The sequence below is a fragment of the Prevotella sp. P4-119 genome, from assembly GCF_002251345.1.
In the GTDB taxonomy this organism is placed as follows: domain Bacteria; phylum Bacteroidota; class Bacteroidia; order Bacteroidales; family Bacteroidaceae; genus Prevotella.
Genome location: NZ_NPJB01000029.1, coordinates 46,245 through 60,051, shown reverse-complemented (window position 1 = coordinate 60,051; position 13,807 = coordinate 46,245). Strand labels below are relative to the sequence as shown.

General features: G+C 44.1%; 10 protein-coding genes. 7 read left to right on the top strand and 3 right to left on the bottom strand.

Annotation, left to right across the window (positions count from 1 at the left end):
* The first annotated feature begins 230 nt into the window (after positions 1–230).
* Positions 231–2,012 (top strand): 30S ribosomal protein S1, encoded by a 1,782-nt coding sequence (rpsA, locus tag CIK89_RS03450; RefSeq protein ID WP_094390044.1) that lies wholly within the window; start codon positions 231–233, stop codon positions 2,010–2,012.
* 408 nt (positions 2,013–2,420) lie between these two features.
* Here rpsA and CIK89_RS03445 read toward each other — a convergent pair whose 3' ends face one another.
* On the bottom strand, positions 2,421–2,807 hold the full coding sequence (locus CIK89_RS03445) for a DUF3127 domain-containing protein (RefSeq protein WP_094390043.1): 387 nt from the start codon (positions 2,805–2,807) through the stop codon (positions 2,421–2,423).
* A 164-nt stretch (positions 2,808–2,971) separates the two neighbouring features.
* On the opposite strand from CIK89_RS03445, the gene dnaN reads away from it, so the two are divergent.
* The 6 genes from dnaN to CIK89_RS03415 all read left to right on the top strand — a co-directional run bounded on the left by dnaN (position 2,972) and on the right by CIK89_RS03415 (position 10,580).
* Positions 2,972–4,096 (top strand): DNA polymerase III subunit beta, encoded by a 1,125-nt coding sequence (gene dnaN / locus CIK89_RS03440; RefSeq protein ID WP_094390042.1) that lies wholly within the window; start codon positions 2,972–2,974, stop codon positions 4,094–4,096.
* 115 nt (positions 4,097–4,211) lie between these two features.
* Positions 4,212–5,072: a 3'-5' exonuclease gene (locus CIK89_RS03435; RefSeq protein WP_094390041.1), complete on the top strand. Its 861-nt coding sequence runs from the start codon at positions 4,212–4,214 to the stop codon at positions 5,070–5,072.
* Positions 5,073–5,075: 3 nt separating this feature from the next.
* Positions 5,076–6,269 carry a bifunctional phosphopantothenoylcysteine decarboxylase/phosphopantothenate--cysteine ligase CoaBC gene (gene coaBC / locus CIK89_RS03430; protein ID WP_094390040.1) on the top strand — a complete coding sequence of 398 codons (1,194 nt, stop codon included), beginning with the start codon at positions 5,076–5,078 and terminating at the stop codon, positions 6,267–6,269.
* Complete coding sequence (locus CIK89_RS03425; protein WP_094390039.1) at positions 6,266–7,171, top strand: DUF4835 family protein; 906 nt, start codon at positions 6,266–6,268, stop codon at positions 7,169–7,171. Before coaBC ends, CIK89_RS03425 begins: the two co-directional genes overlap by 4 nt.
* Before the next feature lie 20 nt (positions 7,172–7,191).
* Positions 7,192–8,853 carry a DNA repair protein RecN gene (gene recN / locus CIK89_RS03420; protein WP_094390038.1) on the top strand — a complete coding sequence of 554 codons (1,662 nt, stop codon included), beginning with the start codon at positions 7,192–7,194 and terminating at the stop codon, positions 8,851–8,853.
* 23 nt (positions 8,854–8,876) lie between these two features.
* Positions 8,877–10,580, top strand: a complete 1,704-nt coding sequence (locus CIK89_RS03415) for a serine protease (protein WP_094390037.1) — start codon at positions 8,877–8,879, stop codon at positions 10,578–10,580.
* Positions 10,581–11,344: 764 nt separating this feature from the next.
* On the opposite strand, the gene CIK89_RS03410 is transcribed toward CIK89_RS03415, so the two are convergent.
* Together CIK89_RS03410 and CIK89_RS03405 are read right to left on the bottom strand one after the other, a co-directional pair.
* Positions 11,345–12,550 carry a tetratricopeptide repeat protein gene (locus CIK89_RS03410; protein WP_094390036.1) on the bottom strand — a complete coding sequence of 402 codons (1,206 nt, stop codon included), beginning with the start codon at positions 12,548–12,550 and terminating at the stop codon, positions 11,345–11,347.
* Positions 12,551–12,569: 19 nt separating this feature from the next.
* Positions 12,570–13,784: a hypothetical protein gene (locus CIK89_RS03405; RefSeq protein WP_094390035.1), complete on the bottom strand. Its 1,215-nt coding sequence runs from the start codon at positions 13,782–13,784 to the stop codon at positions 12,570–12,572.
* Positions 13,785–13,807: the final 23 nt, after the last annotated feature.

Genomic DNA, 13,807 nt, shown 5'->3' with positions numbered 1-13,807 from the left:
AAAAAACGAAGAACGAAGTTCAGGGTTTACGTTAAGCCAAATAAGCAGAATAAAGCTCGTTTTTATTATATCCCGGCGAGAAAACGAAGGATATTATACAACTTTCGGCAAAAAACTTTGGTAGGAAACTATTTTTTTTGTAATTTTGCAGCCGATTTGTGGGTATAGGCCTACAATCACAGTTCACATAAAGTCCAACTTTATTAAATTAACAAACAATTTTTTTAATTATGTCAGAATTAACAAAGAACGTACAGCCGCTGGCCGATTTCGACTGGAACCAGTTTGAAAACGGTACGACTGTCAATGTCAGCAAGGAAGACCTCGACAAGGCCTACGATGAGACTCTCAACAAAGTGAGCGAGCATCAGGTAGTAGAGGGAACCGTAATCAGTGCAGACAAGAAAGAAGTAGTCGTAAACATCGGCTACAAGAGCGACGGTATCATCCCCGCATCAGAATTTCGCTACAACCCCGACCTCAAAGTAGGTGACGTTGTAGAGGTTTACGTAGAAAATGCAGAGGACAAGAAAGGTCAGCTCATACTTTCTCACAAGAAAGCACGCCTCTCTAAGAGCTGGGAGCGTGTTAACGCAGCCCTCGAGAACGAGGAAATCATCCAGGGCTACATCAAGTGCCGCACTAAGGGCGGTATGATTGTTGACGTATTCGGCATCGAGGCTTTCTTGCCCGGTAGCCAGATCGACGTTCACCCCATACGCGACTACGACCAGTTCGTAGGCAAAACCATGGAATTCAAGGTTGTCAAGATCAATCAGGAGTTCCGCAACGTAGTAGTTTCACACAAGGCTCTCATCGAGGCCGAACTGGAAGCTCAGAAGAAAGAAATCATCAGCAAGCTCGAAAAGGGTCAGATTCTCGAAGGTACTGTCAAGAACATCACTTCTTACGGTGTATTCGTTGACCTCGGCGGTGTTGACGGACTCATCCACATTACAGACCTCTCTTGGGGTCGCGTAGACGATCCTCATAAGGTAGTAGAGCTCGATCAGAAAATCAATGTCGTTATCCTCGACTTCGATGACGAGAAGAAGCGCATTGCTCTCGGTCTGAAACAGCTCACTCCACATCCATGGGACGCTCTCGATGCAAACCTGAAGGTAGGCGATCACGTGAAGGGCAAGGTAGTCGTTATTGCCGACTACGGTGCATTCGTAGAGATCCAGCCTGGTGTAGAGGGTCTGATCCACGTATCAGAGATGTCATGGAGCCAACACCTGCGTTCAGCTCAGGAATTCCTGAAGGTTGGCGACGAGGTAGAGGCCGTAATCCTCACTCTCGACCGCGACGAGCGCAAGATGTCACTCGGTATCAAGCAGCTCAAGGAAGATCCATGGGAGGCTATCGAAGTGAAATATCCCGTTGGCAGCAAACACAGCGCCAAGGTTCGCAACTTCACCAACTTCGGTGTATTTGTTGAACTTGAAGAAGGTGTTGACGGCCTGATCCACATCAGCGACCTCTCATGGACTAAAAAGGTTAAACATCCTTCTGAATTCACACAGGTTGGTGCACAGATTGACGTTGTCGTTCTCGACATCGACAAGGAAAACCGCCGTCTCTCTCTCGGCCACAAGCAGCTTGAGGACAATCCTTGGGATGTATTCGAGGAGAAATACACCGTTGGTTCTATCCACGAGGGTAAGATCGTTGAACTCCTCGAGAAGGGTGCTGTTATCCAGCTCGACGAGAACGTAGAGGGCTTCGCTACTCCTAAGCACCTCGTTAAGGAAGATGGCTCACAGGCTACTCAGGGTGAGGTTCTGTCCTTCAAAGTTATTGAGTTCAACAAGGACTCTAAGCGCATCATCCTCTCTCACAGCCGCACTTTCGAGGATCCTCAGCGTGAGGAGAAGAAGGCTGCAGCCAAGAAGGCTCGTGCCGCTAAGAAGGACGACGCTCCAAAGATTGAGAACATCGCAGCAAGCACCACTCTCGGTGACCTCGACGTTCTGGCCAATCTGAAGGCTCAGATGGAGAAGGGTGAATAATCCCTCCCACTCCACAATATAAGCAGAGGCTGCAATCGATAAGGTTGCAGTCTCTCTTTGTATTCATAAGTTATTCATAAGTTACTTGCTTTGTTTTCTTCTCTATCCTCTATGTCTTTTTAGTATTACATAGAAGACAACAGTTCACAATCTGCGAATTCAAATAAAAAAATCCATAGACCCATGATTTCTGGATTTTATTATTCAGAGAATCTGTAGTTCCATGAGCCGATAGCTTTCCAAGAATCCCCATAACATACACGAAGGATACAAATGGAAAGACTGAAATCTTAACTCTAAACCACATACCCATAATGCCCTACTCTATTAACTCAAACTCATATATAAAAAAAGCAACCGACCCCAAAGTCAATTGCTCGAATATCTGTTTGAGTGAACGACAGACTATTAGAAAGGCAGATCATCGCTACTTCCCTCAGCAGGCTCCTGAGTAGGAGGGAATGGAGATGTAGCAGTCTGAGGAGCAGCACCAGCCATAGGAGCACCCACAGGAGCAGCGGCAACACCGCGGTTCACATTGTAAGCACGGATTTCATTGAACCAACGACCATTGTACTCGTGTGCATCAATGTCAAAACTAACAGTAAGATCCTCGCCCTGCTGGATATTGAACTGTTTTATACGATCCTCACCGAAAATGCGGAATACACACTTTTTGGGATATTGACCCGGTACCTCAATGACATATTCCTGAGACATCCAAGGGTTTCCTGTACGTGCAGACACGCCACTGTTTGCCGGCAATACGGCAATGATTTTTCCTGTTAATTCCATAATGTAATATTAGTCTTATTTATTGAATTTATGTTTCAGATTGCGAAATTACGAAAAATAGTTCTAAAAAGAACACTTTTCTCCAAATATTTTTGCAAGTCAACAACTATTTTTGTATTTTTGTACTCGGTAAAAATGCTAAAAACATATAAACAACAATATTCATGAGATTTACAGTATCAAGCACTGCGCTCAGCAGCAAACTCAATGCTCTCGCAAAAGTCATCAACAGCAAGAACTCACTGCCTATCTTGGCCGACTTCCTGTTCGACATCCAAGACAATGTGCTCTATCTGACAGCCTCTGACAGCGAGAATGTCATCAACACACAGATGGAACTGACCGAAAGCGACGCAAACGGTCGTTTCGCCATCAACAACCATGACTTGCTCGAAGCCATCAAGGGATTCTCAGAGCAGCCGATCACATTCGATGTCAACCTTCAGGATAACATCGCAAAGATCAGTTACCAAAACGGCCTTTTCTCGCTGCCTGTGGAGAATGCAGACGAATACCCACAGAGCCAACCTATCACAGAAGGAATAAACACCATCGTGATGCCAAGCAACGTGCTTGCCGACAACATCAACCGTTCTCTCTTCGCAACAGCTCAAGACGAACTCAGACCGGTAATGAACGGAATATACTTTGATCTCACTCCTGAACATCTCGCTGTGGTGGCTTCAGACGGTCACAAACTCGTTCGCAACAAAGTATTCACCGTACAAAGCGAACAGCCTGCATCATTTATTCTCCCCAAAAAACCTGCTGGCCTGCTGAAAAACCTGTTGCAGAAGGATGGAGGTGACGTAGAAATCAAATTCAACGAACGCAATGCGGAAATCAACTACGGTGATGGAAGACTCTCATGCCGACTGATTGAAGGACGTTATCCAAACTACAATTCTGTAATTCCACAGAACAACACCAACACGCTAACCGTTGACAGGCTGGCTCTACTCGCAGCTCTTCGCCGCGTACAACCTTTTGCCAACGACTCAAGCAACCTTATCCGATTCCATGTAGAAGGAAGCACCCTACAGCTCGACGCAGAAGATTTCGACTTCTCAAAGACAGCTACCGAACGCATGATTTGCGACTACAACGGACAGCCCATGAGCATTGGATTCAAAGGATCAGCATTCATCGAAATACTTACCAACTTCGATTGCGAAGAGGTTATCATACAATTGGCTGACCCAAGCCGTGCAGGACTCGTCATTCCATCAGAACAGCCAGAAGGGCAAGACGTGCTCATGCTGATGATGCCTATGCTCCTCAACGACTGATAAGACACAACGGACGATTGGTAATCGTAGCGCAATAGTATAGCACGCTCGGAATTACGAGTAGCAAGCGCGCGGTTATCAATCGCCTTTTTTATATCTATTAAATACAACCATCATGAAACTCAACTTACAGAAACCACTTGTCATCTTTGATCTTGAAACAACAGGATTAGACATCGTCAAAGACCGAATCATACAGATATCCTACATCAAGGTATTCCCTGACGGACGAGAAGAAAGAGGAAACTATCTCGTCAACCCAGAGAAACCCATTCCTGACGTCGTCGTACAACTCACAGGCATCAGCAACGAAGATGTACAAGGACAACCCACTTTCAAGGAAATAGCCCAGACCATCAATAAAATTTTCGCTGACAGCGACATCGCTGGTTACAACTCCAATCACTTCGACGTACCTCTTCTTGCAGAAGAATTTCTGCGCGCCAATATCGACTTCGACTTTTCAAAACGAAACATGATTGACGTACAAACCATTTACCACAAAATGGAGCGTAGAAACTTGGCTGCAGCCTATAAATTCTATTGCGGAAGAAAAATGGAAGAAGACTTCACCGCACACCGCGCCGACGAAGACACAGAGGCAACATACAGAGTGTTACAAGGCGAACTCGACATGTACACCGCAGAGCGACAAGAAGAGCCAGAGCGCATACTACAGAACGACATGAAGTTTCTCGCAGAATTCTCACGTATGAACAACAACGTGGATTTTGCCGGACGAATTGTTTGGGGAGAACTGAAAGACCGAGCAGGAAAAAACATACTCGATAAAGACGGTAACCCCATTATGACAGAAATGTTCAACTTCGGTAAATACAAAGGAACCCCCGTAACTACCGTACTCAATATCGATCCGGGCTACTATAGCTGGATTATGCAAGGAGACTTCACCAACAATACCAAACAAGTGCTGACACGCATCAGATTGCGCGAAGCTTCCAATTTAACACGATAATAAATGCTTAAAGGGAAAAAAATAGTATTAGGCATCACAGGATCTATCGCAGCCTACAAAGCATGTCTCATCATAAGAGGACTGATTAAAAGAGGCGCTGAAGTACAAGTGGTCATTACTCCTGCTGGAAAAGAATTTATCACTCCCATCACACTATCGGCACTCACTCAAAAACCAGTCATCAGCGAATTCTTCTCGCAACGTGACGGAACATGGAACTCGCACGTTACACTCGGACTCTGGGCTGATGCTATGCTCATAGCTCCCTGTACCGCTTCAACCCTGGGAAAAATGGCAAATGGAGTGGCAGACAATATGCTCATTACCACCTATCTGTCAATGAAAGCCCCTGTGTTTATTGCTCCTGCCATGGATCTCGACATGTACAAACATCCTACCACACAGGACAATATGAAACGCCTACAATCCTTCGGCAATACCATTATCGAACCCAAAAGCGGATTTTTGGCATCAGGCTTGGAAGGAAAAGGACGCATGGAAGAGCCTGAACGCATCGTGGATTTCCTCGACAGCGCACTTAACACACAGAGCTCCATGCAAAACAAAAACATTCTCATCACCGCAGGTCCCACATTCGAAAAGATAGACCCCGTGAGGTTTATCGGCAACTATTCAAGCGGAAAAATGGGATTTGCACTCGCTAGAGAATGTGCATTAAGAGGAGCGAATGTCACACTCGTTGCCGGCCCAGTTTCACTGGAAACACCACATTCCGCTATCAATCGTATTGACGTGGAAAGCTGCGAAGAAATGTATGAAGCTACTGTCGAACATTTTAAACAGGCAAATGCTGCAATTCTATGTGCAGCAGTGGCAGACTTCAAGCCAGAAAACATGGCCCAAGAGAAAATAAAGCGAGAAAAAGATGACCTCGTCATTAGGCTCAAGCCTACCCATGATATCGCTGCCCAACTCGGAAAAATGAAAAAAGAAGGGCAAAGACTTGTGGGCTTTGCACTTGAGACAAACAACGAAATGGCTCATGCACAAGATAAGCTCGTGCGCAAGAACCTCGATTTCATCGTGCTCAACTCATTGAGAAATGAAGGTACTTGTTTCAAATCTGACCAGAACAAAATCTGCATCGTCACAAGAGAGGAACAAAAGGAGTTCGGGAAGAAAAACAAACAAGAAGTTGCCATCGATATCGTCAACGAACTGGAGGAGATTATATGAAACACTGGCGCATAATGGTCATACTGATTGTCGCTGCTTGCTGGGGAGAAATCAAAGCCCAAGAACTACAAGCACGCGTCAGTATAAACCATGCGCAGGTGCAAGGAACTGATGAACGTGTATTCAAACAACTGGAACAATCACTCCAGCAATTTGTCAACGACAGGCAATGGACTGACCTCCAGTTTGATAAGAAAGAGCGCATCAACTGTGTATTTAACATCACCGTCGGCAAATACGACAAAAGCACAGGAAGGATGGAAGCAACAGCCAATATACAGGCAATAAGACCGGTTTATGGATCAACATACACCACAACCATCTACAGCAATCAAGATACTGACTTCAACTTTGATTATGCAGAATACGACCAACTCAATTTTCACCCCGAAACAATAGACCATCAACTCACAGCGCTCATGGCCTATTACGCCTACCTCATCATAGGAATAGATCTCGACACCTTCTCACCAATGGGGGGAACAGATGTGTTGCAACAATGTTACCTGTTGGTCAACAACGCTCAGTCATTGGGATTTGCAGGATGGAAAGCATTCGACAACGACAGAAACAGATACAGCATCATTAGCGACTATCTCGATGAACCTATGCGCCCCATTCGCCAACTGCAATACGAATACTATCGAAAAGGACTCGATCAGATGGTTACCAATACTGAAAGGGCAAGAAAAACCATCAGCAGCGCACTACAACTCCTCAAACAAGCACACCAAAACAAAATGATGAGCAGAATGCCACAAATATGGACCGACTACAAGCGCGACGAACTGACCAACATCTTCCAAGGAAAAGGTACGGCAAAAGAGCGCGAAGAGATATACAATCTGCTCACAGATATCAATGCTTCGCAAAACAATGCATGGGAGAAAATAAAAGAGTAAAAATGAAAATGTAATGCATCATGCTTAAACGATTATACATCAAAAACTTTACACTCATTGACCTGCTTGACATGGAGTTCGAAACAGGTTTTTCTGTCATCACAGGAGAAACTGGCGCGGGAAAAAGCATTATACTCGGAGCCATAGGATTACTCTTGGGACAAAGGGCGGACACAAAATCCATCAAGCAAGGTACAGACAGATGCGTCATAGAGGCTCATTTCAACTTGGAAAAATACAAGATGAAAGAGTTTTTCGAACGAAATGATATTGACTACGATGCTCAAGATTGCATCGTCAGAAGGGAACTGACTGCTGCCGGAAAAAGCAGAGCATTCATCAACGACACACCTGTTTCACTCTCGCTACTCAAAGAACTCGGAGAACAATTAGTAGATGTGCACTCACAACATCAGAATCTGCTGCTCGGAAAACAGGACTTCCAAATGGAGGTGGTAGATATTCTTGCAGAAAACCAAACTCTGCTCGGAGACTATGCTGCCCAATATGAACGCTTGCAGAAAAAACAGCACGAACTCCACGAATTGGAAGAACAAATCAGACAGAACAGACAAAATCAAGACTTCATACAATTCCAATATAACGAACTGCAAGATGCTCAACTACAGGAAGGTGAACTTGAAGAACTTGAGCAGCAACGCGATATGATGGCACACAGCGAAGACATCAAGACATCACTCTTCACCGCCAACAATTGTCTAACCGCAGAAGAATATGGAACAGAGCCACAGTTGAGAAAAGCTCTAAGCGCACTCAACTCCATCTGCAACATCCTGCCCGAAGCCACAGCATGGACAGAACGCATACAAGCATGTTATATTGAAGTCAAAGACTTGGCACAGGACATGGAATACCAATTGTCAAATGTGGAATTCGACCCTGCAGAACAAGAACAGATAGAAAAAAGACTCGATACACTCTACTCGTTGCAAAACAAACATCATGTAGATACTGTAGCAGAACTCATAGAGTTGCGAAACAAATATGCCGCACAACTGCAAGATATGGAGAACGGAGACGAAGCACTCGACACGTTGAGAAATGAAATCAAGCAACTTCATGACAACTGCGAGAAACTAGCATCAAAGCTCTCACAGAAACGACAAAAGGCTTCAACAATTATAGAGAAGCAAATGCACGAACGACTCACAGCACTTGGAATGCCAAAACTCCAATTCAAAATCAGCATCAATACCACTACACTCAGACGTGACGGACACGATGAAGTAGCTTTTCTATTCAGCGCCAACACATCAAGTCCGCTCCAACCCATTGCTCACGTAGCATCGGGAGGAGAAATAGCACGCATCATGCTCTCGCTGAAAGCCATGATTAGCGGAGCTGTCAAACTACCAACCATCATCTTCGATGAAATAGATACTGGAGTAAGTGGAAAAATTGCAGAACGCATGGCTGAAATCATGCAGGAAATGGGAGACAAGGACCGACAAGTCATATCCATCACACACCTACCGCAGATTGCAGCACTCGGAACTGTACACTATAAAGTATCGAAACAGGAAAGTACCCAAGGAACCATCAGCAAAATGCAACGACTCAACGAAGAAGAAAGAGTTAATGAAATTGCACAGATGCTAAGCGGTAGCGACGTTTCTGAAGCCGCCATCGCTAATGCAAGACAACTGTTGAAACACTCATAACCAAAGCATAAAAAAACAAGAATATGAAGAAAATACTGATATCATACAAAAGGAAAACTATAGCTTTCATCCTTGCCTTCATGGCATTGACCACAACAAATGCACAAACGCCATCATGGGCGGCAAAAGCAGCAAAAAGTGTATTCACGCTCAAAACCTTCGCAACAGACGGTAGTCTTCTTGCAAGCACTACAGGTGTGTTTATTACAGAAGATGGAGAGGCAATCAGCAGTTACACACCATTCAGAGGTGCACAAAAAGCTGTGGTTATCGACGCCACAGGAAAGGAATGGACCGTTGAGAATCTCATGGGTGCAAACGAAATGTACGATGTGGCAAAATTCAGAGTACAGACCAAAAAAGCCAACGCCATAAACATTGCAGAATCTCAAGCCACAGACGGATCAGAAGTATGGATTCTACCCTACTCTGCCAACAAAAAACCAGGAACAATCAAAGCCTCTGTTAAAAGTGGGGAAACATTCATGGATTCGTACCGTTACTACAATATCCAGACAACAGCATCTAATATTGAAAACGGTTCACCAGTAATGAACGATAAAGGAGAACTCATAGGACTCATCCAACCATCTTCAAATACCAAACAGGCCGATGCCTATGCTGTTTCTGCACCATTTGCGGCAAACCTGAAACTTAACGGATTAAGTTTCAATGATCCTGCAATACAAGCTACAAACATCGATATTGCCATTCCCTCAGACATCAACGATGCACTACTGACACTATTCGTTGCACGCAACGCTTTCAAGACGCAAAAATACACAGATTACGTCAGACGTTTCGTGAAACAGTTTCCTGAATCAGCCGACGGCTACGTCAATCTAGCAAGAATTGCCATCAGCAACGAAAGCTATGAAGAGGCCGACAAATACCTTCAACAAGCTGTGAAGATGGGAAGCAACAAAGCTGATGCACACTATCAGTATGCACAAACGGTATTACAATACTGCCTCCAGAGCAACGATAAAAAAACTTTTGCCCCATGGACTCTCGACAAGGCACTTGCAGAAGCACGCGAAGCCTACAAGACAGAACCACAAAGCGTTTATATGCAACAGGAAGCTCAAATTCTATATACACAAGGGAAATACGACGAAGCCGGTGACCTCTATATGAAGTTGACAAACAGCGACCTCAGAAGTGCAGACATCTTCTATGCCGCCTCACTATGCAAAGCTCAGAAGAAAGATACCGTACAGCAACTTGCACTCCTCGATAGTGCAGTAGCTCTATACAACAAACCGTATTTGAAAGAAGCTGCACCATTTCTTCTAGCACGCGCACAAGCCAGACATGACGCAGGAAAATACCGTTTGGCTGTTGCCGACTATAACGAATATGGCACTCTAATGGTTGCCCAACTCGACGCACCATTCTATTATATGAGAGAACAGTCGGAAGTGGCAGGACGCCTTTACCAACAAGCTCTCAGCGACATAGACAAGGCAGTAGAACTAGCTCCTCAAGCCACACTATACCTAGCAGAAAAAGCAGCACTTCTGGTAAGAGTTGCCATGTACAAAGAAGCTATTGAAGCCTCACAACAACTCATCACATTGGCACCAGACGAAAGCGACGGCTATTATTTCCTTGGCGCAGCACAATGGCTGTCAGATAATAAAAAAGATGGAATGGCCAATCTACAGAAGGCCAAACAAATGGGCAATACTGCCGTACAAATCTTCATGGATCGACACACTAAATAACAATAAATAATAACTTTCAAAAACGAGGCATACTGTAATCAAGTATGCCTCGTTTTTCTATCCTATTACAGTCCGTATTATATCATCAAAGGATTACTCCAATACACAAAAGAAGTCATTTTATTTACATTTTCAAAATTTACAGTTATTACAGTATTACAGTTTTCAAGGAGCAAATACGATGAGTTAATAGTAAATTTGCCATCTTAAAGATATCAAAATCGCATTCATACTGGTAAAAATTCCGTTTTCAAAAACTGTAATACTGTAATACTGTAATGCGTAAGAGAATTTTTTATTCTCGACGCTACGAGTTTAATCGAATATTTCTTTGACAATTACCTTATCGTCCATCATCACACAACATATTCCTTTCACATACAAAAACAGTAATTCCTAACAAAATCCCAAGTGAGTCCCAATTAAGTCCCATAACCATACAGAAACAAAGGGAACTTGATAGGAGAAGTAAAAGACTACTAAGGTAAATATCGACAAGGCGTCAAATCACTTTTATTATTTCAGTTTCAGAATTGACTTCTCAACGAAGCCCCTTCACCCTATTATATGTTTCTACTAATACATTATCATGAATCTACACTTCGCCCATTAGCCAATGCCCATGCCGCGTATACCTACCAAAGACGAGGCATGCTATGGTTAGCAAGCCTCGTCTTTCCATAAATGTTTTCAAACTATAAGGATTACTATTAATCTTTGAAGTTCTGATCAACTACTAATACCTAAAAGATCTGATCTGGTTATCAATCATGCATCAAATGGTCAATTTCCTCAAACTGCTTCCCCATATTGAGGTTGAGATAAATACGGTAAAGTGCAGGAGCCCATTTCTTTTTCTCATTAGGTGCAAGTTTGCGATAAGCCTCCATATAAGGCCGCGCTTTGATATAAAATTCACGAATCTTCGTTTTGTTGTCGCGTGCCTTCACTCCCGTTTCCATTGTCAAAGCCTGATTTAGATAAGCAGACCCTATCGTATAGTATGGTTCCGGCATCGTATCACAATCGGCAATAAGCCGCTCGCTGATCCGCACACTCTCATCATAACGTTCAAGATTAAGCAGAGACGTGGCTTTGGCCAATTGGAAGATAGTGTTCTGTGGATTTACCTCAAGAGCACGTTCTGCATATTTCAGCGCCATCTCAAAATTACCATTCCCCGTATAATAGTCTTCCAAATGTGGAAAAAAATAAGGATGTTCTGGGAAACGCACGAACCCCTCGTCAAGAGTTGCGAGATAAGCCGAATCATTCCGTTGCCATTCGTAAGCCTCAGCCACATGCAACAGCGTATAGGCGGTCTTTGCAGTGTCAGCCATCGCCATAGGAGCATAGCGCAACACCTTGTCGGCATCATTCAATTTGTAAGCCGAATAGACAGCCCAATAGGCCGCCTGTGGCATTCTGGAATCTTTTGAAGAATAATTATATCCTTGGAAAAGTGGTTGGTTGTCGGCTTCCAAATAGGTTTCAAAGAAGCGTATTGCCTCTTTATAATTACCCTTACCTACATGATAGGTTCCGCCGAAATAGAGGTTGGGACGAAGCTGGTTGAGCAAACGCGCATGACCCTCCCGATACTTCAATCGCGGTTTCTTTCCACCATGTTCTGCCACATCTATTGAATCGAGCGACTCAGCAATGGCATATAGACGGTGAGTCAATCCGAAGAAGGCCGCTGTATCGTATTTCTGTTTAAGATACAATTTTTCGTTGGCCGCTTCGTATTGTTTCAAAACAGAAGTAAACCACATCAGATAGACTTTTTCATTCGTATGACACGTAGAGTCTTTCTGAAGCAGGTCTGTCATGAGTTTTTCCGCCTTGTCATAATCTTTGCCACTCTTGATATAAGACCGTGCCTGACCAAGCTCTTTCTTCTGAGCCTGCAGGCACGGTATAAAGGAGAGCAGCAAGAGAAACAAGGCAAGCAAGCGTTGCTTCTTCATCTGCTATAGTATTGTCTAATTATTTTGCTTCTGCTTCTGCAGCCTTTGTTTTGGGATCGTCTGCACCATAAAGGCCGTAATATGCCTGGTAACGGTTGTAGCCCCAACGTACCTGCGCCTTGTCTGGATCAATTTCCTTGGCAGCATCAAGTGCCTTTACAGCCTCCTGGAAGAGTGCCTTGCGAGCATTCGTATCTTCAGTATTTCCAGCTTGAACAATCAAACAAGTTCCAAGATAGTACTGTACCACAGCATTTTTGTCGTTTACAGCAATTGCCTTACGCAGCCATTCTGCACCAGCTTTAGGATCGTTGTCGTCAATAGCGAGAAGCATACCTTTGTCTGCAAGAGCTGTGAAATCGTTAGGGTATTTAGCCAAGTGATTGTCGAGCAAAGCATCCTGAGCTTTTCTGTCTTTCATCTCACCATACATGATATAAAGACCATCAAGTACGACAGCATTTTCTGGGTTCTTCACATAAAGATCCTTCAAGGTTTCAATATACTGAAGAGAGTCCTGCTTGGTCTTCAGTTCGCTACGACCAAGATACAGTTTCAGATTCAGAGCTTCAGTCTTCTGTTCGGGATCTTCCATAGCCATATCGAGGTATTTATTTGCACGAGTCATATCCTTTGCCTGGGCAGCATAGCGACCGGCGAAGAATGCAACCTGTCCGAAATAAGCCTTCTGTGACTCATGTTCCTGTGAAGCGAAAAGGGGATCAGCTGATGAATCGAGGAATGCGCCCCAATATTTCAGCACAGCAGCATCGTTTCCTGAACGTGAAACATCCTGACCGATATTTACAAGATGAGTACGTACAGACCATATACGCTGAGCATTCTTCTCTGCAAACTTAGGAGCTACTTTGCCTTTGGCGTTGGGCTCTTGATCGTATTTGTTACACTCGATAGCGTCGTTGATTGCATTGCAGATAGCATCAGCAAGTCCGAGTGTATCGTATTGCTCCACTTTACCGGTCTTCATCTGCTCTGCCAACTGGTTCTCTGCAATAGTACCAGTTTCCTTGGTAACCTTCGACATGGCCAAATCTACCAATTTGTTGTAAGCCTTAGCTTTCTCTTCTGCATTAGGCAGATTAGCAGCTTTGACAAGACTTGCAGCCTCATCGTAAGTCTTAGCCTTCAGGATAGCCTTCAATTCGGGGCTGTCCCCAGCAAATGCAGCACCGCTTGCGATGCACATCATTGCCATTACAAATAATTTTTTCATAAGCTTTAATTATTAATTAAACT

Excerpts from the sequence above, each read along its gene's own strand:
- CIK89_RS03435 (WP_094390041.1), top strand. The coding sequence starts at position 4,212 with ATGAAACTCAACTTACAGAAACCACTTGTCATCTTTGATCTTGAAACA.
- coaBC (WP_094390040.1), top strand. The coding sequence starts at position 5,076 with ATGCTTAAAGGGAAAAAAATAGTATTAGGCATCACAGGATCTATCGCA.
- recN (WP_094390038.1), top strand. The coding sequence starts at position 7,192 with ATGCTTAAACGATTATACATCAAAAACTTTACACTCATTGACCTGCTT.
- rpsA (WP_094390044.1), top strand. The coding sequence starts at position 231 with ATGTCAGAATTAACAAAGAACGTACAGCCGCTGGCCGATTTCGACTGG.
- CIK89_RS03425 (WP_094390039.1), top strand. The coding sequence starts at position 6,266 with ATGAAACACTGGCGCATAATGGTCATACTGATTGTCGCTGCTTGCTGG.
- CIK89_RS03445 (WP_094390043.1), bottom strand. The coding sequence starts at position 2,807 with ATGGAATTAACAGGAAAAATCATTGCCGTATTGCCGGCAAACAGTGGC.
- CIK89_RS03405 (WP_094390035.1), bottom strand. The coding sequence starts at position 13,784 with ATGAAAAAATTATTTGTAATGGCAATGATGTGCATCGCAAGCGGTGCT.
- CIK89_RS03410 (WP_094390036.1), bottom strand. The coding sequence starts at position 12,550 with ATGAAGAAGCAACGCTTGCTTGCCTTGTTTCTCTTGCTGCTCTCCTTT.
- CIK89_RS03415 (WP_094390037.1), top strand. The coding sequence starts at position 8,877 with ATGAAGAAAATACTGATATCATACAAAAGGAAAACTATAGCTTTCATC.
- dnaN (WP_094390042.1), top strand. The coding sequence starts at position 2,972 with ATGAGATTTACAGTATCAAGCACTGCGCTCAGCAGCAAACTCAATGCT.